The sequence below is a fragment of the Wenyingzhuangia sp. IMCC45533 genome (genome assembly GCF_054111225.1).
This window is the reverse complement of sequence record NZ_CM134197.1, coordinates 1522284-1545296: the sequence shown is the minus strand read 5'-3', so window position 1 is coordinate 1545296 and position 23013 is coordinate 1522284. Positions and strand designations below refer to the sequence as shown.

Here is a 23013-nt window from a genome sequence, read left to right as displayed (position 1 = left end):
TGTTTGTTTCTGATGAGACTTTCTTGACACAATTTTCTATTGAAAATCACTCAAAATGAAAATTTTAGAAACTCATATCTATAAAATTGAACTCACGTTATTGATTGATAGTATCGATTTCTGGTACTGTTAATGCTCGTGGATAATAAGATATATCATCTATCAGACCTTTAAATGTTTGTTGTGTGCTACGCGGGTTGATGCAAGGAGAGTTTCCTAAAACAATTTGATCGTCTTTGGTAAAAAACAACAATGTATTGCTAATAGTACCTCCGTAGTTTAATGCTTTTTTACGAACACCATTCCAGTACACAGCCGCAGCTCCATTTTGGGTATCTAAAGTATAGATTACATTTACCCATTGGTCTAAAGGAAAATTATCCATATCTACAGCACTGTAGTTTCCTTGCCCATCTGCCGCTCTTAAAAAAATGTTTAATCTATTACGTTTGTTTCCCCTAGAATCATTTGGTAAAAAACGAATATCCAAAAAAGAATTGCTCTGGCTACAAGTGCTTTTAGAGGACATAACAATGTACTCTTTTGTCTCATAAATAGTAGAAGTAATTTGTCTTAACGGATAATCTGCTTCGTTAATTTTTAACCAAAAACTTAAAGTAATAGATCCGTTAGTACCATGACCATTTGTTAGTTTAGGTAAGGTTACAAATTTGTCTGGGTTTCCTAATTTTAATGAACCGTTGTTAGTATCTGTAGCTCTGTCTTTATCAAACTCTGGTGTTTCGGCAGTAGTAGCCGTTTGATCTGTAAATCGTTGGTTTGTTAAAGAACCATTGGTAAAATTGTACCCAAATACCAAATCGCTAGTTAAATCTACCACATCTTCTATGCGAATGGTAATTCTAAACAACTTCTTTTGATTACCTGATACTGCGTTGATATCTACCGAAATCTGTGTATTTAAAAAGTAATCACAATACTTAGGATTATCGATGACCAATTGATTTTGGTTTTTAATTGTAACCGCATCTGTTACTATATTATCGGCTCCTATAATTTGTTGTACAATTTCGAAACTAAAATCGGGTGCTTGGGGTAGGGAGTGCGTAGCAGATAAAGTAGTAATCACAAAGTCTTTTGCTTTACCTTCATCTATTTTTACTGTTTGGTCCAGCACGGTAATTACGGAACTATTATTCCCTCCGTCGTTTCCTCCATTATTTCCTCCTCCGTTACTTTGGGCGTTGGTCGTTTCTTCCACAGTGTCGTCCGAAGACGAACAAGAAACCATAGCCGTTAGACTAAATAGTATGGCTATTAGTAAAATTGCTTTTTTAATAAGTGTTTTCATCATTCATTATTTTTAATTGATGAAACAAATCTAAAAATAACACATGTTAACTATCTGACAAAAATTCAACAAAACAGACATTATGTATTTTGTCCGATTTTCTAGCGTAGTTCAATCCCGAAACGATCTCTAAATTTATTAGCAAAGTAGCTAGGATTTCTATAACCTATAGAATAGGATAAATCAGAGACTGTCGTATAATTTCCTGTTTTATAAATATCATAAGCATACTGAAATTTTACATTTTGTATAATCTCTTTGGCCGTACAACCCGATATACTTTTTAACTTTCTGTGCAGTGTTCTTTCAGTCATATAAACACTATCTGCCAAACTTACCACCGTGAAATCGTAATCTGAAATGTGAGTTTGTATAGTTTCTTTAATGGTATTCATAAACATTACATCTTTACTTGTATTTTCTAACTCAATATTATACTCTTCAACATAAGTTTTTCTATATTCCTCATTTTTCAAACAATTGTTGAGCGTTAGTATCAATTCTTCTTCTTCAAAAGGTTTGTACAAATAAGCATCTACTCCCAATCGCAACATGTCTATTTTACTTTGATTGTCTTGTTTGGCAGTTAGCACAATAGTAGGTATTTGTATTTTTTTTTCTCTTAACACCGTTACCAATTCAAAACCATTCATTATAGGCATCATAAAATCGGTTACCAAAGCATGTACTTTGTGTTGGGCAATTTGTTCTAATGCTTGTTGTCCACTTTTTGCCTCTAACACTCTATAGGTGTCCGTAAGGGTGCTTTTAATATAAGCACGCATTTCTGTATGATCGTCTACCACTAACACAACAGGTTTTTCGTTAATGCTGATACTATTTTTGTGTGTATTCGCTTTAGCAGGTACAAAATTAGATTTATGATACGAATAGGTAGGAATACAAATACTAAAACAGGTTTCTTGATTGGGATGGCTTGTTACCGCTATTTTAAATTGATGCAAGTCCATAATACTTTTAACAATAGACAAACCAATACCAGATCCCATATTTTGTGTAATGCTATTTTTAGATTGGTAAAAACGGTTAAATACTTGCGAAATGTCCGAGGCAGGTATTCCGATACCATTGTCTATAATTTTAAGAACTATTTTTGTACTTACCTCTATTTTTAAAGTAACTTTTCCTTTTGCTGAGGTAAACTTTAAGCTGTTGTTTAATAAGTTACTTAAAGCTCTTTTAAAAAGACCTTTGTCTATCTTAGTATAAATAACGTTTTCGGGTTTTATGAGTTCGAATGCAATCTTTTTCTCTTTAAACAAAGGTTCAAAGTCTGTAAAAACACCTTTTACTAAATTGATGAAATTAATTTCGGAGGTTATAATATGATATTTATTTTCGTCCAACTTACTTAAATCCATAATATTATTAATAATATGATGCAGTTGTTGTGTTTGGTTTTTCAATAAATGGATGTATTGCTGATCTTTTTTGGTTCCTTTTATTTTGTGAGTATACCCCTTAGCCAAGGTAAGTGGAGTTCTCATTTCGTGAGAAAGATTTACAAAAAAATGAGATTTAAACTCGTTAAGCTCTTCTAAATCTTTCGCTTGCTCTTCTATAATTAATTTTTCTTTGAGAATTAGAGTTTCGTTTTTTTCATTATTTTTTTTAAAATAATGAACTATTAAAAAATTAGACAGAAACAAAATAGAATATTCTGGAAATAAACCTTTGTGCTGATAGTTTACAAAATAGATAAATACAACACAAAAACAAGCAAAAGAAAGTAGTAAACTTAGTAAAGGAATCCCTCTTTTTTTAAAGATAGAAAGTGCCATACAGGGTATAACCACCAAATTAAATTCCACAAAAGTATTGGGTGTAAATACAGTGGCCATAAGGGTAAAACCAAATATTAAATAAAAGGTAAATAGGTAAGCTGCCATTGTAAAATAACCTTTGCTGTTTAGTACAAAAGCTAGTATGTACATTACCCATAAATGAGAAAGCCCCATGATGGAAGGAGTTACATTTTGGTACACCAAAAAATCTTTAAGCATAATAACAGTACCTAAAAACCAGGCTATAAACAGATAAGTATTTAACAGCTGTACGTTTTTAAAACTAATAGTAGCGTTACGTTCTACTCCTATATTTATAAATTTTAAGTATTGTTTGTTTATAAAACTGACAACATGCATACTATCTTAAATTTTAAACAAAAGTAAAATTTTGGCAGAAAATTATCGGACAATACACTTTACAAAGCAGACAAAATTAGGTTTCGTTTAGACAAAAGCATGTTTTAGGGATGGTTATGGTTACTTCCGTAAATTGGTTGATTTCACTGGCAATATCAATGGTAAACTTATGTGCTTTTACGATTGCTTTTGTTGTGGATAAACCCAAACCTTTAGCTTGTTTGTCTAAATAATTACTACTTTTGGTAGTATAAAATTTATGGAAAACATCTTCTAAATTATCTTTGGAAATTCCTACTCCGTAATCCTTAATTCTTAGGTGCAATTGTTCTGATAAATCTATTTTTAATTTCACACATCTTTCTTTGTCTGAAAATTCGATGGCATTCTTTAAAATATTTTCTAGAGCTTTTTTGAATAGATTTTTGTCTACTAAAACATCGATATCAAAACGAGGAAATTCTGTTACAATTTCTATGTTTTTTTGAGCCGCTAGTTGGTAGTAGTCTAAACAAACTTCTCCTATTACTGTTTGTATCGCTATTTTTTTTCTTGCAATGGGCAGTTGATTGGTTTTAAATTTTTCTAAATCTGTAATACTATCTACAACTTTTTTTATGTTTTCTGCCTGTGTTTGTATAATGTTTACAGCTTCTGCATTTTCCTTTGTTTTCTTTATTCTATTTGCATAGCCTATAATTAAAGTTAACGGTGTTCTAATTTCATGAGAAAAATGAACAAAATAATAGTTTTTAAACTTGTCTAATTCTTTTGAATCTTTTACTAATTTTTCAATAATTCCCTTTTCATGTTCTAGCAATTTTTCCTGTTTTTGGTTCGCCATTTTTAAGTAATTCATCACTAAAAAATTAGACACAAATAAAACCAACATGGCAGGCAATGGAAAATAACCGTTGTAAGCGTCAAAAAAGAGAAAATAAATAGAAAATAACGCGAAATTAAAAATTAGACTTATCACAGGAATTACAACACGTTTAAACAATGAAATAGCCAAGCAAGGCATAAATAATAAATAAAATTCTGCAAAAATACCTGGTGACAACTTTATAGAAAACCATGTAAAACTAATAGAACCATAAAAAATAAGTATGCTCGCTGCTATTTTATAATAACCAATCCCGTTTAAAACAAGAGTTATTAAGATAACTGTATTCATTATTACGTGTCCTATAACAGTAGGTATTGGATTGTCACTAAAAAGAGAATCTGTTGTTATTAACAGTAATGTTAGAGCGAACCAAGTACATGCATATACGTTTAATAATTTTATTTGTTTTTTGGAAATATCACTTTCATTATATCGATACCCTATTGTTAAAAGATGTTGCAGCCACATATCATTTATATTTTGGGATAAATATAGGTGAGCTATACTTTACAAAACAGACATTTTTATACTACAATAGACATATTATCAAACCAAAAAACCTCTTCAAAATCAATTGAAGAGGTTTTTAAACAAAAATATATTTTATCTATTAAATATTTGCCTTTAAGAACTCACGGTTCATACGAGCAATATTATCTAAAGAAATACCTTTAGGACACTCAACTTCACAAGCTCCAGTGTTGGTACAGTTACCAAATCCTTCTGCATCCATTTGAGCTACCATATTTCTTACACGATCTGCAGCTTCAATCTTTCCTTGTGGTAGCAAAGCATATTGAGATACTTTAGCTCCAACAAACAACATAGCAGAAGAGTTTTTACAAGTGGCAACACAAGCACCACAACCAATACAAGTTGCTGCATCCATAGCCTCGTCAGCAGCGTGCTTAGAGATTGGTGTTGCATTGGCATCTTGTGTGTTTCCAGAAGTGTTCACAGAAATAAATCCTCCAGTATGTTGAATTCTATCAAAAGCAGAACGGTCTACTACTAAATCTTTAATAACGGGGAATGCTTTGGCACGGAATGGCTCAATATAAATAGTATCACCATCTTTAAACTTACGCATATGCAACTGACAAGTAGTTACCCCTCTATCAGGTCCGTGAGCCTCTCCATTAATATACAAAGAACACATCCCACAAATACCTTCGCGACAATCGTGGTCGAATGCGATAGGTTCTCCACCTTCGTTAATTATTTGTTCGTTTAATACATCTAACATTTCTAAGAAAGACATATCTGGAGACACACCACTTAAGTTGTAGTCTACCATTTTCCCTTCGTCATTGGCTCCACTTTGTCGCCAGATTTTAAGTTTTAAATTCATATCCATGGTCTTTCTTATTTATATGATCTTGTTTTTAACTCAATATCGTTAAACTCTAATTCTTCTTTATGTAAAACCGCATCGGCAGGTTCTCCTTTATACTCCCAAGCAGATACAAAAGCAAAGTTTTCATCATCACGCTTAGCTTCTCCTTTTTGCGGTCCATCCGTTTCAGCAGACTCTTCACGGAAGTGACCTCCACATGATTCTTCTCTAGTTAAAGCATCTTTTGCAAACAATTCTCCTAATTCTAAGAAATCTGCTACACGTCCAGCTTTTGCTAATTCTTCGTTAAAAGTATCTGCACTTCCTGGTACGTTTACCTCTTTGTAGAATTCTTCACGTAATGCTTTAATTTCAGCCATCGCTTCTTTTAAACCTTCTTCATTACGAGCCATTCCTACTTTATTCCACATAATTTTACCTAAACGTTTGTGGAAATAGTCTACAGATTTTGAACCTTTATTGTTAATGAAAAGTGCAATTTTATCTTTTACCGCTTTTTCTGCTTCATCAAATTCTGGAGTTTCTGTTGAAATTTTTCCAGTTCTAATATCATCAGATAAGTAATCTCCAATAGTATATGGCAACACAAAATATCCATCTGCTAAACCTTGCATTAATGCAGAAGCTCCTAAACGGTTCGCTCCGTGATCTGAGAAGTTTGCTTCACCAATACAGTAACATCCAGGAATAGTGGTCATTAAGTTGTAATCAACCCAAACACCTCCCATAGTATAGTGAACTGCAGGATATATCATCATTGGAGTCTCGTATGGATTTTCATCTACGATTTTGTCGTACATCTGAAATAAGTTACCATACTTAGCTTTTACAATCTCTTTTCCTAATTTATCAATCTTAGCATCGTTTGGATTGTGATCTCCTTGGATTAAAGCTTGCTCTTTACCATATCTCTTGATAGCTGCTGTAAAATCTAAATACACCGCTTCTCCTGTCGCGTTAACTCCAAAACCTGCATCGCATCGCTCTTTTGCTGCACGAGAGGCAACATCACGAGGAACCAAGTTTCCAAAAGCAGGATATCTTCTTTCTAAGAAATAATCTCTATCCGCTTCCGCTAAATCTGTTGCTTTCTTCTTTCCTTCTCTAATAGCTTGCGCATCTTCTAACTTTGCAGGTACCCAAATACGTCCATCGTTACGTAAAGATTCAGACATCAACGTTAATTTAGACTGATGATCTCCAGAAACTGGAATACAAGTTGGGTGAATTTGCGTATAACACGGGTTTGCGAAGTAAGCTCCTTTTTGATGTATTTTCCAAGCTGCAGAAACATTAGAACCCATTGCGTTGGTAGATAAGAAAAATACATTTCCATATCCTCCTGATGCAATGACTACTGCGTGTGCAGAATGTCTTTCTATTTCTCCTGTTACTAGGTTACGTGCAATAATTCCTCTAGCTTTTCCGTCTACTAATACCAAATCCATCATTTCGTGACGGTTTAACATTTGTATTTTTCCACGTCCTATCTGACGGTTCATTGCAGAATAAGCTCCTAGTAATAATTGTTGACCCGTTTGTCCTTTTGCATAAAATGTACGAGATACTAGTACTCCTCCAAAAGAACGGTTGTCTAACAATCCACCATAGTCACGAGCGAAAGGTACTCCTTGAGCCACACATTGGTCAATGATATTTGCAGAAACTTCTGCCAATCGATATACGTTTGCTTCACGTGCACGGTAATCTCCACCTTTTACAGTATCGTAAAACAATCTGTAAATAGAATCTCCATCACCTTGGTAGTTTTTTGCTGCATTAATTCCCCCTTGAGCCGCAATAGAATGCGCTCTACGTGGAGAATCTTGGTAAGCAAATGCTTTTACGTTGTATCCTAACTCAGCTAAAGTTGCACAGGCAGAACCTCCTGCCAAACCTGTACCCACTACAATAACGTCAATGTTACGTTTGTTTGCTGGGTTTACTAAGTCGATATGATTTTTATAGTTAGTCCATTTATCAGCGATAGGACCTTGAGGTACTTTAGAATCTAATGCCATAGTTTAATGTCTTAATGTTGATTGAAATGGTGAAACAAAGCAATAATGATAAATCCTACAGGAATACCAATTGCATAAATTTTTGAAACTGTTTCCAATTTAGCAGCACGCTTAGCGCTCATCCCAGAAGACTGAAATGCCGATTTAAATCCGTGCAATAAGTGCAATGCTAAAAATGCAAATGCAGCTACATAAGCACCTGTTCTGATAGGTGAATGAAACTTATGAACAAGCTCACCGTAATATCTGTTCGGATCTGAAGGTAATTGTGCAATATATTTATGATTGATTTCAGGAAACCAAAAATCGATAAAGTGTAAAACGATAAAAGCCAAAATAGCCAAACCAGAGTAAATCATGTTTCTACTAACCCAGCTAGAATTTGCTGCTCCGTTATTTTTTACGTATTTAACTTTTCTTGCAGATCTATTACGAGCCTCTAAAATAAATCCCATGACAAAATGGAATACTACTCCAAATATTAATATAGGCTGTAGCGCAAACTGTACTGCTGGGTTTGTTCCCATAAAATGCGATAATTCATTGAATACATCAGCACTAAAAATAGATGTTACATTAATTGCAAAATGCTGCAATAAAAAAAACATTAAAAAGAAAGCAGAAGCAGCCATGGCTACTTTCCTTCCTATCGAAGAAGATAAAACTCCACTCATTATGTTATAGATTAATTTTGTTAATAAACGATGACAAATTTAAGTCATTTCATCGATTATTATATGATAATCATCATTTAAGAGCTTAATTTAGATAGATTACAAGCTAAAAATTTAAATAATTATCAAATATGTAATTTTGATGACAATTTTTAACAATTGAAAAAGAATTAATAAATAACAAAAAATCTCATATCCTTTTTTTTGCAAAGAAAAACACAATACCATTTATATGTTTTAAGGACATTTTTGTTTGTAAATTAAGGTTAATTTAACTTATAATTTATCAAAAAAGCATCAATTACTACACCGAAAATAATTCATTAATTATAATAATATTTATCTTAGCCTCAATATTTTAAGCCATAATGAAACCAAGACTTTTTCTGACATTTTTTTTATTATGCTATGCTTTGGCTTTCTCTCAAATCAGTTATTTTTATGATGCAAGTGGGCTTTTAAATGTAAATGATATACAAAAACAGACTTTTAAGTCTTACCAAGAACCTATAAACAAAGGTCTTATAAAAGGGAATTACTGGTTTTTAATAAAAACGGATGAACCAAAAAAAATCTGTTTTAAAAACAGACACATTCATCAAGCCTCCATATTTTCATCTTCTGGTGAAAAACAAATTACAAATAAGAAACATCAAAGATTTGTCACCTTTTTACTACCAGCTTACTCAAATAGTCTTATTAAGGTAAAGCTTTACAAAGAAGCGTATATACCTGTACAACTCTCTGAATCCAATTATTTTAATTATACAGAGCAAAACAATTTGCTATTCATAGGCTTCTATTTTGGATTTGTTATGGTAATTATTATTATTAATTTATTCTATTATTTCTCGTTTAAAGAAGATACCTTTTTGTATTACACAAGCTTTTTGTTTTTTATTTCTTTAGGACTTTTTATCAGTGATGGTCTTTTTAATTTTTGGCATATTGATGGAGTTTGGATAGATCGGTTACAAGCCATAGATCACGTGTTAGTAGCTATTACCGGTGTATATTTTGCCGAAAATTATTTACAAGCCAAAAATTATTTTAAGAATTCTATTCGCTATTCTTGGCTACTTTTGATCGTATTACTTGTTGTCAATGGATTGTATCTGTGGAGTCTTGACTTTAAATATTACGTTATTTTAGAAATTTTAGTGTTTGGTATTTTGATTTTATGGTGGACCATTGGAGTGCTTTTGTACTCAAAAAATATATTTACCAAGTTTTTTGTTTGGGCTTATGTATTTATTCTCATCTTAGGAATAAATTATTACGTACTAAAATTACTAGGACTCAAGTTTTTAGGCATTACCGCAATACACGTAAAATTGGGTGGTCTTATTGAAATGCTATTTTTATCCTACTCGGTAGTTTACAGAATGAAAACTCTGCAAAACGATAATAAAAAAATGCGTTTTGCAATTGTAAAACATTTAAACGAAATTAAAACACTGTCTAATGAACTAAGTAAATTAGCCAACAATGAAAACAACATATTTACTCAATATGATTTAAGTCCTAGAGAAAAAGAAATTTTACAATTGATTGCTGCAGGAAAAACTAACAAAGAAATATCTGAAGAGACTTATATATCTGTAAACACTGTAAAATTCCATGTAAAAAAAATATATCAGAAATTAGAGATTTCCAATCGTAAGGAGATTTATGACAAAATAAATCTCCTTTAAAATTTAATCCTTCAAAATCAAAACACCTCTTTACATTCGTTAAGAGGTGTTTTTGATTTAAAAAATCCTATCAAAAAATAAATAATTACAAAAACTTGTATATCAAGTATTTAAAAATAAAAAACTACCCCTTTACTACCCGTTTTTTTTCTCCAATTTACATTTTTGTGGCTAATTTTATAGACCCTAAAATAATTTTGTTTAGTCAAATAATAATTTAACTATCAAACGCACCACGAATATTGCAAGAAATGAAACATCCATTTATGAAAAAAATACTATTCGCAATCTTATTATCTCTTTATGGAACCCAATTTGCGTATGCACAATCCATCATCTATAACGGTACTGGTTTTACCGAAAACTTAGCCAATGACGGATCTGTAACAGGAAACATTACAGCTACCCTAAAAGGCGATGATTTTAAAACTCCGCTATCACTAGGTGCAGATGTGACCTTAACAAATATACCTACAGGCTTGAGTCCTAATATTAGCATACAAGAATCTACACCTACATGGACCGCTCAAACAGCAGCTGAACAGAATTTGTGGAGATCTATCACGTATGGGAATGGACTGTATGTGGCGGTGTCGGCTACTGGTGCCAATCGTGTAATGACCTCCCCTGATGGAATTATTTGGACTCCTCGAGCGGCAGCCGAGAACAATCAATGGGCTTCTATTACTTATGGAAATGGACTATTTGTGGCTGTAAGTAGTAATGGTACCAACCGAGTCATGACTTCCAACGATGGAATTACTTGGACTCCTCGAGCAGAAGTTGTACATAGTTTTTGGCGAACTCAGAATTTTTGGCGATCTGTTGTTTACGGGAACGGACTGTTTGTAGCAGTATCATCTGATGGCAGTAATCGAGTGATGACCTCTCTTAATGGAATTACTTGGACTGCCAGAACAGCAGCTGAGAACAATCAATGGCTTTCAGTTACTTATGGGAACGGACTGTTTGTGGCAGTATCATTTGATGGTACTAATCGAGTCATGACTTCTCCTGATGGAATTGCTTGGACTGCCCGAACAGCAGCTGAGAATAATACGTGGCAATCTGTGACTTATGGAAATGGAATGTTTGTGGCTGTGAGCAATACTGGAAGCAATAGGGTTATGACCTCTTCTGATGGAATTACTTGGACTGCCCGAACAGCATCTGAAAATAATCAATGGAACTCCGTTACTTATGGAAATGGACTGTTTGTGGCTGTGAGTCAAAATGGTACCAATCGAGTCATGATCTCCTCTGATGGAATCACATGGACCGCTCAAACAGCAGCTGAGGATAATGGATGGAGCTCCATTGCTCATGGTGATAACAAATTTGTCGCAGTGTCAGTTAATGGAATTAATCAAGTGATGACGGCTAATCCAGTAAGTAGAGCTACGTTAACTTTAACAGGTAATGCTACAAGTCATGCTAACACAAACGATGTAGCAGATATTATTTTTGATTTTAAAGACTCTGCTTTTAACAACTCAAACGCAAGTGCTGTAACCAATGCTGTAACAGCAAGTAGTAATTTAGGGATAGATTTTAAGAATTCTACGCTAGTCAACCTTAGTGTTTCAGCCAATACAGCAACCGAAGCAGTCGCTACCGCTATCACAGTAACCGCTACAGCAGACAATGCAGTGGTTGGAGATCAAACTATAGAGGTTAACGTTAGCGGAACAACTATTACCAATTCAGACTATACTTTAAGTAATGCTACCATTACCATTTTAAACGGGCAAACGATAGGAAGTACCACTTTCACTATTCAAGATGATACTGTGGTAGAGGGGTTTGAAACCGCTACGTTGACACTCAGCAATCCATCAGCAGGAATTGCTTTAGGAAGCGCAATAAGCAAAGACATTATAATTACAGATAACGATGCTGAAATTACCTACAACAGTACTGGTTTTACGGAAAACTTAGCCAATGACGGATCTGTAACAGGAAACATCACAGCTACCCTAAAGGGAGATACTTTTAAAACCCCGCTATCATTAGGTACAGATGTGAGCTTAACAAATATACCTACAGGCTTGAACCCTAACATAAGCGTACAAAGACTTGCATCTATTTGGACCGCTCGAACAGCAGTACAAAATAACACCTGGTTTTCAGTTGCCTATGGAAATGGATTGTTCGTAGCAGTATCAAATAGTGGCACTAATCAAGTGATGACCTCCCCCGATGGAATTACTTGGACTCCTCGAACAGCAGCTGAGAACAACCAATGGCTATCTGTGACTTATGGGAATGGACTGTTTGTGGCTGTAAGTAGTGATGGTACCAATCAAGTCATGACTTCCACCGATGGAATTACTTGGACTCCACGAGCAGCAGCTGAAAATAACGCATGGCTTTTTATCTCTTATGAAAATGGCCTGTTTGTAGCGGTATCCTTTAATGGTGCTAATCGAGTGATGACCTCCCCTGATGGAATCACTTGGACCTCTCGAACAGCAGCTGAAAGCAATCAATGGCGATCTGTGACTTATGGGAATGGATTGTTTGTGGCAGTATCATCTAATGGTACCAATCGAGTGATGACCTCCACCGATGGAATCACTTGGACCCCTCGAGCAGCAGCTGAGAATAATGGGTGGCGATCTGTGACTTATGGAAATGGACTGTTTGTAGCGGTATCACTTAGTGGTACCAATCGAGTGATGACCTCTCCTGATGGAATTACTTGGACCGCTCGAACAGCAGCTGAAAATAATCAATGGCGATCTGTGACTTATAGCAATGGACTGTTTGTGGCTATAAGTCAAAATGGTACCAATCGAGTCATGACCTCCACCGATGGAATTACTTGGACCGCTCAAACAGCAGCTGAAAATAATGGGTGGAGCTCCGTTACTTATGGTGATAACAAATTTGTGGCGGTGTCATTTAATGGATCTAACCGAGTAATGACAACTAGCTCAGAAAGTAGGGCTACATTAACTTTAACGGGCAATGCTACAAATCATGTCAACACAAACGATGTAACAGATATTATTTTTGATTTTAAAGACTCTGCTTTTAACAACTCAAACGCAAATACTGTAACCAATGCTGTAACAGCAAGCAGTAATTTAGGGATAGATTTTAAGAATCCTACGCTGGTCAACCTCAGTGTTTCAGCCAATACAGCAACTGAAGCAACTCCTACCGCTATTACAGTAACCGCTACAGCAGACAATGCGGTGGTTGGAGATCAAACCATAGAGGTTAACGTTAGCGGAACAGCTATTACCAGTTCAGACTATACCTTAAGTAATACTACCATTACCATTTTAAATGGACAAACGATAGGAAGCACCACTTTCACTATTCAAGATGATACTCAGGTAGAGGGGTTTGAAACCGCTACGTTGACACTGAGCAATCCATCAGCAGGAATTGCTTTAGGAAGCGCAATAAATAAGGACATTGTAATTACGGATAATGATGCTGAAATTACCTATAACGGTACTGGTTTTACCGAAAACTTAACCAACGATGGATCTGTAACAGGAAACATTACAGCTACCCTAAAAGGCGATACGTTTAAAACTCCATTATCATTAGGTACAGATGTGACCTTAACAAATATACCTGCGGGCTTGAACCCTAACATAAGCGTGCAAGAACCTGCATCTACTTGGACCGCCCAAGCAGCAGCTGAACAGAACTTTTGGCGATCTGTGACTTATGGTAATGGATTGTTCGTGGCTGTGAGTAGTGATGGTACTAATCAAGTGATGACCTCCCCCGATGGAATTACTTGGACTCCTCGAGCAGCAGCTGAGAATAATGCATGGCAATCTGTGACTTATGGGAATGGATTATTTGTGGCGGTATCAATTAATGGTACCAACCGAGTGATGACCTCCCCTGATGGAATCACTTGGACCCCACGAGCAGCAGTTGAGCGGAATTTTTGGCGATCTGTGACTTATGGTAATGGATTATTTGTAGCGGTATCAATTAATGGTACCAACCGAGTGATGACCTCCCCTGATGGAATTACTTGGACCCCTCGAACAGCAGCTGAGAAAAACCAATGGCGATCTGTGACTTATGGAAATGGACTGTTTGTGGCTGTGAGTCAAAATGGTACCAATCGAGTCACGACTTCCCATGACGGAGTTATTTGGACCCCTCGAGCAGCAGCTGAGCAGAATTTTTGGCTTTCAGTTACTTATGGGAATGGATTATTCGTGGCGGTATCATTTGGTGGTACCAACCGAGTGATGACCTCCCCTGATGGAATTACTTGGACCCCTCGAGCAGCAGCTGAGCAGAATTTTTGGCTTTCAGTTACTTATGGGAATGGACTGTTTATGGCTGTGAGTCAAAATGGTACCAATCGAGTCATGACTTCCCATGACGGAATTACCTGGACCGCTCAAACAGCAGCTGAAAATAATGAATGGAACTCCGTTGCTTATGGTGATAACAAATTTGTGGCGGTGTCAGTTAATGGAATTAATCGAGTGATGACAACTAGCTCAGAAAGTAAGGCTACGTTTACTTTAACAGGTAATGCTGCAAATCACGCCAACACAAACGATGTAGCAGATATTATTTTTGATTTTAAAGACTCTGCTTTTAACAACTCAAACGCAAACACTGTAACCAATGCTGTAACAGCAAGTAGTAATTTAGGAATAGATTTTGAGAATCCTACGCTAGTCAACCTTAGTGTTTCAGCCAATACAGCAACCGAAGCAACTCCTACCGCTATTACAGTAACCGCTACAGCAGACAATGCAGTAGTTGGAGATCAAACCATAGAGGTTAACGTTAGCGGAACAACTATTACCAATTCAGACTATACTTTAAGTAATGCTACCATTACCATTTTAAACGGGCAAACGATAGGAAGTACCACTTTCACTATTCAAGATGATACTGAGGTAGAGGGATTTGAAACCGCTACGTTGACACTCAGCAATCCATCAACAGGAATTGCTTTAGGAAGCGCAATAAGCAAAGACATTATAATTACAGATAACGATGCTGAAATTACCTATAACGGTACTGGTTTTACCGAAAACTTAGCCAATGACGGATCTGTAACAGGAAACATTACAGCTACCCTAAAAGGCGATACGTTTAAAACTCCATTATCATTAGGTACAGATGTGACTTTGACAAATATACCTACAGGTTTGAATCCAATCATAAGCGTGCAACAATCCACGTCTAATTGGACCTCCCCAACAGCGGCACAAAACAATACGTGGTTTTCAGTTGCCTATGGAAATGGAAAATTTGTGGCTTTGAGCAATAATGGAAGCAATCAAGTCATGACCTCTCCTGATGGAATTACTTGGACCCCTCGAGCATCAGCTGAGAACAACCAATGGCGATCTGTGACTTATGGGAATGGATTATTTGTGGCGGTATCATTTGATGGTACCAACCGAGTGATGACCTCCCCTGATGGAATTACTTGGACTCCTCGAACTGCGGCACAAAATAATTCGTGGTCTTCAATTACCTATGGAAATGGGCTGTTTGTAGCAGTATCATTTACTGGTACCAATCGAGTGATGACCTCCCCTGATGGAATCACTTGGACCTCTCGAACAGCCGCTGAGAATAATAGATGGTTGTCTGTTACTTATGGTAACGGATTATTTGTGGCGGTATCATTTGATGGTATCAACCGAGTGATGACCTCTCCTGATGGAATCACTTGGACTCCTCGAACAGCAGCCGAAAGCAATCAATGGTTTTCAGTTACTTACGGGAATGGATTGTTTGTGGCTGTGAGTACTACTGGAAGCAATAAGGTTATGATCTCCTCTGATGGAATTACTTGGACCGCTCAAACAGCAGCTAAGAACAATCAATGGCGATCTGTGACTTATGGGAATGGATTGTTTGTGGCTGTGAGTACTACTGGAAGCAATAGGGTTATGACCTCTCCTGATGGAATTACTTGGACCGCTCAAACAGCAGCTGAAAATAATGAATGGAGCTCCGTTGCTTATGGTGATAACAAATTTGTGGCGGTGTCATTTAATGGATCTAACCGAGTAATGACAGCTAGCTCAGAAAGTAGGGCTACATTAACTTTAACGGGCAATGCTACAAATCACGCCAACACAAACGATGTAGCAGATATTATTTTTGATTTTAAAGACTCTGCTTTTAACAACTCAAACGCAAGTACGGTAACCAATGCTGTAACAGCAAGTAGTAATTTAGGGATAGATTTTAAGAATCCCACGCTAGTCAACCTTAGTGTTTCAGCCAATACAGCAACCGAAGCAACTCCTACCGCTATTACAGTAACCGCTACAGCAGACAATGCAGTAGTTGGAGATCAAACCATAGAGGTTAACGTTAGCGGAACAACTATTACCAATTCAGACTATACTTTAAGTAATGCTACCATTACCATTTTAAACGGGCAAACGATAGGAAGTACCACTTTCACTATTCAAGATGATACTGAGGTAGAGGGATTTGAAACCGCTACGTTGACACTCAGCAATCCATCAACAGGAATTGCTTTAGGAAGCGCAATAAGCAAAGACATTATAATTACAGATAACGATGCTGAAATTACCTATAACGGTACTGGTTTTACCGAAAACTTAGCCAATGACGGATCTGTAACAGGAAACATTACAGCTACCCTAAAAGGCGATACGTTTAAAACTCCATTATCATTAGGTACAGATGTGACTTTAACAAATATACCTACGGGCTTGAATCCTAATATAAGCGTACAAGGACCTGCATCTACATGGGCCGCTCAAACAGCAGCTGAGAACAATCAATGGAGATCTGTAACTTATGGGAATGGATTATTTGTAGCCGTGAGTATTAACGGTACCAATCAAGTCATGACCTCCCCCGATGGAATTACTTGGACTCCTCGAACAGCAGCTGAGAATAATGAGTGGGGTTCTGTTACTTATGGAAATGGATTATTTGTAGTGGTATCAAGTACTGGTACCAATCGTGTAATGACCTCGCCCGATGGAATTACTTGGACTGCCCGAACAGCAGCTGAGAATAATGCATGGTCGTCTGTTACTTATGGAAATGGATTCTTCGTGGCGGTATCATTTAATGGTATCAATCGAGTGATGACCTCCCCTGATGGAATTACTTGGACCCCGCAAACAGCAGCTGGAATCAATGGATGGCAATCCGTTACTTACGGGAGTGGACTGTTTGTGGCGATATCAGGTAGCGATACCAACCAAGTGATGACTTCTCCCGATGGAATTACTTGGACTCCTCGAATGGCAGCTGAGAATAATGCATGGTCGTCTATTACTTATGGGAATGGTTTATTTGTGGCGGTATCATTTAGTGGTACCAATCAAGTGATGACCTCTCCTGATGGAATTACTTGGACCGCTCAAACAGCAGCTGAGAATAATAGCTGGTTTTCAGTTACTTATGGGAATGGATTGTTTGTGGCTACAAGTCTAAATGGTACCAATCGAGTCATGACCTCCACCGATGGAATTACTTGGACCGCTCAAACAGCAGCTGAAAATAATCAATGGATCTCTGCGACTTATGGTGATAACAAATTTGTGGCAGTGTCATTCGACGGAGCTAACCGAGTAATGACAGCTAGCTCAGAAAGTAGGGCTAAGTTAACCTTAACGGGCAATGCTGCAAATCATGCTAACATAAACGATGTAACAGATATTATTTTTGATTTTAAAGACTCTGCTTTTAACAACTCAAACGCAAGTACGGTAACCAATGCTGTAACAGCAAGTAGTAATTTGGGTATAGATTTTAAGAATCCCACGCTAGTCAACCTTAGTGTTTCAGCCAATACAGCAACCGAAGCAACTCCTACCGCTATTACAGTAACCGCTACAGCAGACAATACGGTGGTTGGAGATCAAACCATAGAGGTTAACGTTAGCGGAACAGCTATTACCAATTCAGACTATACTTTAAGTAATACTACCATTACTATTTTAAATGGACAAACGATAGGAAGCACCACTTTCACTATTCATGATGATACTGAGGTAGAGGGGTTTGAAACTGCTACATTAACACTCAGCAATCCATCAACAGGAATTGCTTTAGGAAGCGCAACAAGCAAAGACATTATAATTACAGATAACGATGCTGAAATTACCTATAACGGTACTGGTTTTACCGAAAACTTAGCCAATGATGGATCTGTAACAGGAAACATTACAGCTACCCTAAAAGGCGATACGTTTAAAACCCCATTATCATTAGGTACAGATGTGACTTTAACAAATATACCTACGGGCTTGAGCCCTAACATAAGTGTACAAGGACCTGCATCTACATGGACCGCTCAAACAGCAGCTGAGAACAATCAATGGCGATCTGTGACTTATGGGAATGGATTGTTCGTGGCTGTGAGTAGTGATGGTACTAATCAAGTGATGACCTCCCCCGATGGAATTACTTGGACTCCTCGAACAGCAGCTGAGAATAATGAGTGGGGTTCCGTTACTTATGGAAATGGATTATTTGTAGTGGTATCAAGTACTGGTACCAATCGTGTAATGACCTCACCCGATGGAATTACTTGGACTGCCCGAACAGCAGCTGAGAACAATCAATGGGTTTCAGTTACTTATGGAAATGGATTATTCGTGGCGGTATCATTTAATGGTACCAATCAAGTCATGACCTCACCCGATGGAATCACTTGGACCTCTCGAACAGCCGCTGAGAATAATACATGGTTCTCTATTACTTATGGTAACGGATTATTTGTGGCGGTATCATTTGATGGTATCAACCGAGTGATGACCTCCCCTGATGGAATTACTTGGACTCCTCGAACAGCAGCTGAGAATAATAGATGGTTGTCTGTTACTTATGGTAACGGATTATTTGTGGCGGTATCATTTGATGGTATCAACCGAGTGATGACCTCTCCTGATGGAATCACTTGGACTCCTCGAACAGCAGCTGAGAACAATCAATGGCGATCTGTGACTTATGGGAATGGATTGTTTGTAGCGGTATCTGTGGATGGTACCAATCGAGTCATGACCTCCACCGATGGAATCACATGGACCGCTCAAACAGCAGCTGAGAATAATGCATGGTCGTCTGTTGCTTATGGTGATAATAAATTTGTGGCAGTGTCATTTAATGGATCTAACCGAGTAATGACAGCTAGCTCAGAAGGTAGGGCTACATTAACTTTAACAGGCAATGCTGCAAATCATGCCAACACAAACGATGTAGCAGATATTATTTTTGATTTTAAAGACTCTGCTTTTAACAACTCAAACGCAAGTACGGTAACCAATGCTGTAACAGCAAGTAGTAATTTAGGGATAGATTTTAAGAATCCTACGCTGGTCAACCTCAGTGTTTCAGCCAATACAGTAACCGAAGCAACTCCTACCGCTATTACAGTAACCGCTACAGCAGACAATGCAGTGGTTGGAGATCAAACCATAGAGGTTAACGTTAGCGGAACAGCTATTACCAATTCAGACTATACTTTAAGTAATGCTACCATTACCATTTTAAACGGGCAAACGATAGGAAGTACCACTTTCACTATTCAAGATGATACTGTGGTAGAGGGGTTTGAAACTGCTACATTGACACTGAGCAATCCATCAGCAGGAATTGCCTTAGGAAGCGCAATAAGCAAAGACATTGTAATTACAGATAATGATAAAATTCCTTTAAGTATTACGGGATTGATAAGTAGTGACAAAGTTTATGATGGTAATACCAATGTAGTTATTTCTGGTACTGCAACTTTAGCAGGTGTTGTTGGCCTAGATGATGTCAGATTAAGCGGAACTCCAATATTTACTCTTTCAACTGCAAGTGTAGGATCAGCAATTACCATTAACACAACAGGTTATACGTTATCGGGAACTGATGCATCAAAATACGTTCTAACACAACCAAGTTTAACTGCTAATGTTATTTCAAAAACGCTTACAGTTACAGGTTTGTTTGGAATAAACAAAATTTACGATGGAAATACAACTGCTATGAGTTCCGGTACTGCAACTTTATCCGGAATTGTAGGAAGTGATGACGTTACGCTTTTTGGAGTACCGTCTTTTACTTTTGTAAATGCTGATGCTGGTTTGGGAATTTCGATCGCTACAGCAAATTATACCTTAGCAGGAACTGATGCGGCAAACTATAGCTTAACGCAACCTAGTTTAACTGCGGACATCACCAAAGCTACACTAACGGCTACCGCAGATGATAAAAATAAAGTTCAAGGACAGGCAAATCCTACCTTAACAATTGCCTACACAGGGTTTAAAAATGGGGATACTCTTACAGATATTGATACAGAACCAAGTATTAGTACTACAGCTGTTGTGAGTAGCTCTACTGGAAATTATCCTATTATTTTGACTGGTGGAAGCGATGATAATTACGTCTTTAATTTGGTAAATGGAGTCCTTAAAGTGGGAAGCTTAACCAGTCCTACTCTTACGTTTAATAATATTACTAAAACTTATGGGGATGCCGATTTTAACTTACAGGCTAGTTCTAATTCTTTAGGAAACATATCTTACAGCATTATTGGTAACTCCAACGGAACTCGTTTATCGGGCATCAACAATCAAATTGTTACTCTAGGAAACGCTGCAAGCGTGACTCTTAGGGCAACACAAGATCCTAGTGGTATTTACAGTGGAGGAACTAAAGACATTACGCTATCTATTGCACAACGTCTGATAACAATCACCGCAGATGCAAAAAGCAAGGTATATGGAGACACAGATGTCAGCTTGACCTATCAAGTTGCCAGTGGTACTTTATTAAGTGGTGATGTATTGGCAGGAATGTTAACGAGAGCTATCGGTGAAAATGTAGGTACTTATGCTATCAATCAAGGAGATGTTAAGAACCCTAACTATGATATTACTTTTACAGGGGCTAATTTTACCATCACCAAAGCTACATTAACGGCTACCGCAGATGATAAAAATAAAGTTCAAGGACAGGCAAATCCTACCTTAACAATTGCCTACACAGGGTTTAAAAATGGGGATACTCTTACAGATATTGATACAGAACCAAGTATTAGTACTACAGCTGTTGTGAGTAGCCCTACTGGAAATTATCCTATTATTTTGACTGGTGGAAGCGATGATAATTACGTCTTTAATTTGGTAAATGGAGTCCTTAAAGTGGGAAGCTTAACCAGTCCTACTCTTACGTTTAATAATATTACTAAAACTTATGGGGATGCCGATTTTAACTTACAGGCTAGTTCTAATTCTTTAGGAAACATATCTTACAGCATTATTGGTAACTCCAACGGAACTCGTTTATCGGGCATCAACAATCAAATTGTTACTCTAGGAAACGCTGCAAGCGTGACTCTTAGGGCAACACAAGATCCTAGTGGTATTTACAGTGGAGGAACTAAAGACATTACGCTATCTATTGCACAACGTCTGATAACAATCACCGCAGATGCAAAAAGCAAGGTATATGGAGACACAGATGTCAGCTTGACCTATCAAGTTGCCAGTGGTACTTTATTAAGTGGTGATGTATTGGCAGGAATGTTAACGAGAGCTATCGGTGAAAATGTAGGTACTTATGCTATCAATCAAGGAGATGTTAAGAACCCTAACTATGATATTACTTTTACAGGGGCTAATTTTACCATCACCAAAGCTACATTAACGGCTACCGCAGATGATAAAAATAAAGTTCAAGGACAGGCAAATCCTACCTTAACAATTGCCTACACAGGGTTTAAAAATGGGGATACTCTTACAGATATTGATACAGAACCAAGTATTAGTACTACAGCTGTTGTGAGTAGCCCTACTGGAAATTATCCTATTATTTTGACTGGTGGAAGCGATGATAATTACGTCTTCAATTTGGTAAACGGAGTCCTAAAAGTGGGAAGCTTAACCAGTCCTACTCTTATGTTTAATAACGTTATTAAAACTTATGGGGATGCCGATTTTAACTTACAGGCTAGTTCTAATTCTTTAGGAAACATATCTTACAGCATTATTGGTAACCCCAACGGAACTCGTTTATCGGGCATCAACAATCAAATTGTTACTCTAGGAAACGCTGTAAGCGTGACTCTTAGAGCAACACAAAATCCTAATGGTATTTACAGTAGAGGAACCAAAGATATTACGCTATCTATTGTACAACATCCGATAACAATCACCGCAGATGCAAAAAGCAAGGTGATAGGAACATCTGATCCCGCGTTAACTTATATAATCACTAACGGAGCACTAATAGCAGGTGATGTTTTGAATGGAAACCTATCAAGAGCCGCTGGCGAAAATATAGGGACTTATCTCATCAATCAAGGAAATGTTGATAATCTCAATTATAATATCACTTTCTTAAGCGCGAACTTGGAGATTATAGCAGCTTCATTAATTCCAATAACTATAACCGCGGATACTCAGAGCAAAGTAAAAGGAACATCCGATCCTATATTGACCTATACAATTACCAAAGGGGCTTTAGTGGCAGGTGACGTTCTAAACGGAAGTTTATCAAGAGCTGTTGGAGAAAATATAGGAACCTATATCATTAGCCAAGGTACTTTGGAGAATGCTAAATACGATATTACGTTTGTTTCCTCAGTTTTTACAATTATAAATGAACCTACCTCTAAAACCTCAAGCGTAAACTCATTTACACCAAATGGAGATGGGATTAATGATTTCTTTGTCATTGATGGCTTAAAAGAGAACTTCTCAAATTTTGAGCTGACCATTTATACCGATTTTGGAGTTGAAATTTTTAATTATAGGCATCGTAAAAATAACAGAGTTCGATGGTGGAACGGTAAAAATAATAGAGGCGAAATCAGAGAAGGAGTTTATTATTATATCATTAATTACAATGATCAAAACACTAAGCCTAAAAGGAGTTGGGTCTATTTATTAAAATAATAATTAAG

8 protein-coding genes are annotated in these 23013 nt (G+C 36.8%); 2 read left to right on the top strand and 6 right to left on the bottom strand.

Annotation, left to right across the window (positions count from 1 at the left end):
* Positions 1–97: 97 nt before the first annotated feature.
* The 6 genes from ACXGQW_RS06710 to ACXGQW_RS06685 all read right to left on the bottom strand — a co-directional run bounded on the left by ACXGQW_RS06710 (position 98) and on the right by ACXGQW_RS06685 (position 8418).
* Complete coding sequence (locus tag ACXGQW_RS06710; RefSeq protein ID WP_457821292.1) at positions 98–1315, bottom strand: LamG domain-containing protein; 1218 nt, start codon at positions 1313–1315, stop codon at positions 98–100.
* 98 nt (positions 1316–1413) lie between these two features.
* Positions 1414–3477 carry a hybrid sensor histidine kinase/response regulator transcription factor gene (locus ACXGQW_RS06705; RefSeq protein ID WP_457821290.1) on the bottom strand — a complete coding sequence of 688 codons (2064 nt, stop codon included), beginning with the start codon at positions 3475–3477 and terminating at the stop codon, positions 1414–1416.
* A gap of 76 nt (positions 3478–3553) precedes the next feature.
* Entirely contained in the window at positions 3554–4834 is a 1281-nt protein-coding gene (locus tag ACXGQW_RS06700) for a sensor histidine kinase (RefSeq protein WP_457821288.1), read from the bottom strand.
* Positions 4835–4976: 142 nt separating this feature from the next.
* Positions 4977–5717 carry a succinate dehydrogenase/fumarate reductase iron-sulfur subunit gene (locus tag ACXGQW_RS06695; protein ID WP_457824192.1) on the bottom strand — a complete coding sequence of 247 codons (741 nt, stop codon included), beginning with the start codon at positions 5715–5717 and terminating at the stop codon, positions 4977–4979.
* 14 nt (positions 5718–5731) lie between these two features.
* On the bottom strand, positions 5732–7744 hold the full coding sequence (locus tag ACXGQW_RS06690) for a fumarate reductase/succinate dehydrogenase flavoprotein subunit (RefSeq protein ID WP_457821286.1): 2013 nt from the start codon (positions 7742–7744) through the stop codon (positions 5732–5734).
* 11 nt (positions 7745–7755) lie between these two features.
* Positions 7756–8418, bottom strand: coding sequence for a succinate dehydrogenase cytochrome b subunit (locus ACXGQW_RS06685; RefSeq protein WP_457821284.1), 663 nt, complete (start codon positions 8416–8418; stop codon positions 7756–7758).
* 368 nt (positions 8419–8786) lie between these two features.
* Here ACXGQW_RS06685 and ACXGQW_RS06680 point away from each other — a divergent pair, with 368 nt between their 5' ends.
* Positions 8787–10112, top strand: a complete 1326-nt coding sequence (locus ACXGQW_RS06680; protein ID WP_457821282.1) for a LuxR C-terminal-related transcriptional regulator — start codon at positions 8787–8789, stop codon at positions 10110–10112.
* 266 nt (positions 10113–10378) lie between these two features.
* Positions 10379–23005, top strand: a complete 12627-nt coding sequence (locus ACXGQW_RS06675) for an MBG domain-containing protein (protein WP_457821280.1) — start codon at positions 10379–10381, stop codon at positions 23003–23005.
* Positions 23006–23013 lie beyond the last annotated feature (8 nt).

Coding starts and splice junctions, on each gene's coding strand:
- ACXGQW_RS06710 (WP_457821292.1), bottom strand. CDS start 1,315: ATGATGAAAACACTTATTAAAAAAGCAATTTTACTAATAGCCATACTA.
- ACXGQW_RS06705 (WP_457821290.1), bottom strand. CDS start 3,477: ATGCATGTTGTCAGTTTTATAAACAAACAATACTTAAAATTTATAAAT.
- ACXGQW_RS06700 (WP_457821288.1), bottom strand. CDS start 4,834: ATGTGGCTGCAACATCTTTTAACAATAGGGTATCGATATAATGAAAGT.
- ACXGQW_RS06695 (WP_457824192.1), bottom strand. CDS start 5,717: ATGAATTTAAAACTTAAAATCTGGCGACAAAGTGGAGCCAATGACGAA.
- ACXGQW_RS06690 (WP_457821286.1), bottom strand. CDS start 7,744: ATGGCATTAGATTCTAAAGTACCTCAAGGTCCTATCGCTGATAAATGG.
- ACXGQW_RS06685 (WP_457821284.1), bottom strand. CDS start 8,418: ATGAGTGGAGTTTTATCTTCTTCGATAGGAAGGAAAGTAGCCATGGCT.
- ACXGQW_RS06680 (WP_457821282.1), top strand. CDS start 8,787: ATGAAACCAAGACTTTTTCTGACATTTTTTTTATTATGCTATGCTTTG.
- ACXGQW_RS06675 (WP_457821280.1), top strand. CDS start 10,379: ATGAAAAAAATACTATTCGCAATCTTATTATCTCTTTATGGAACCCAA.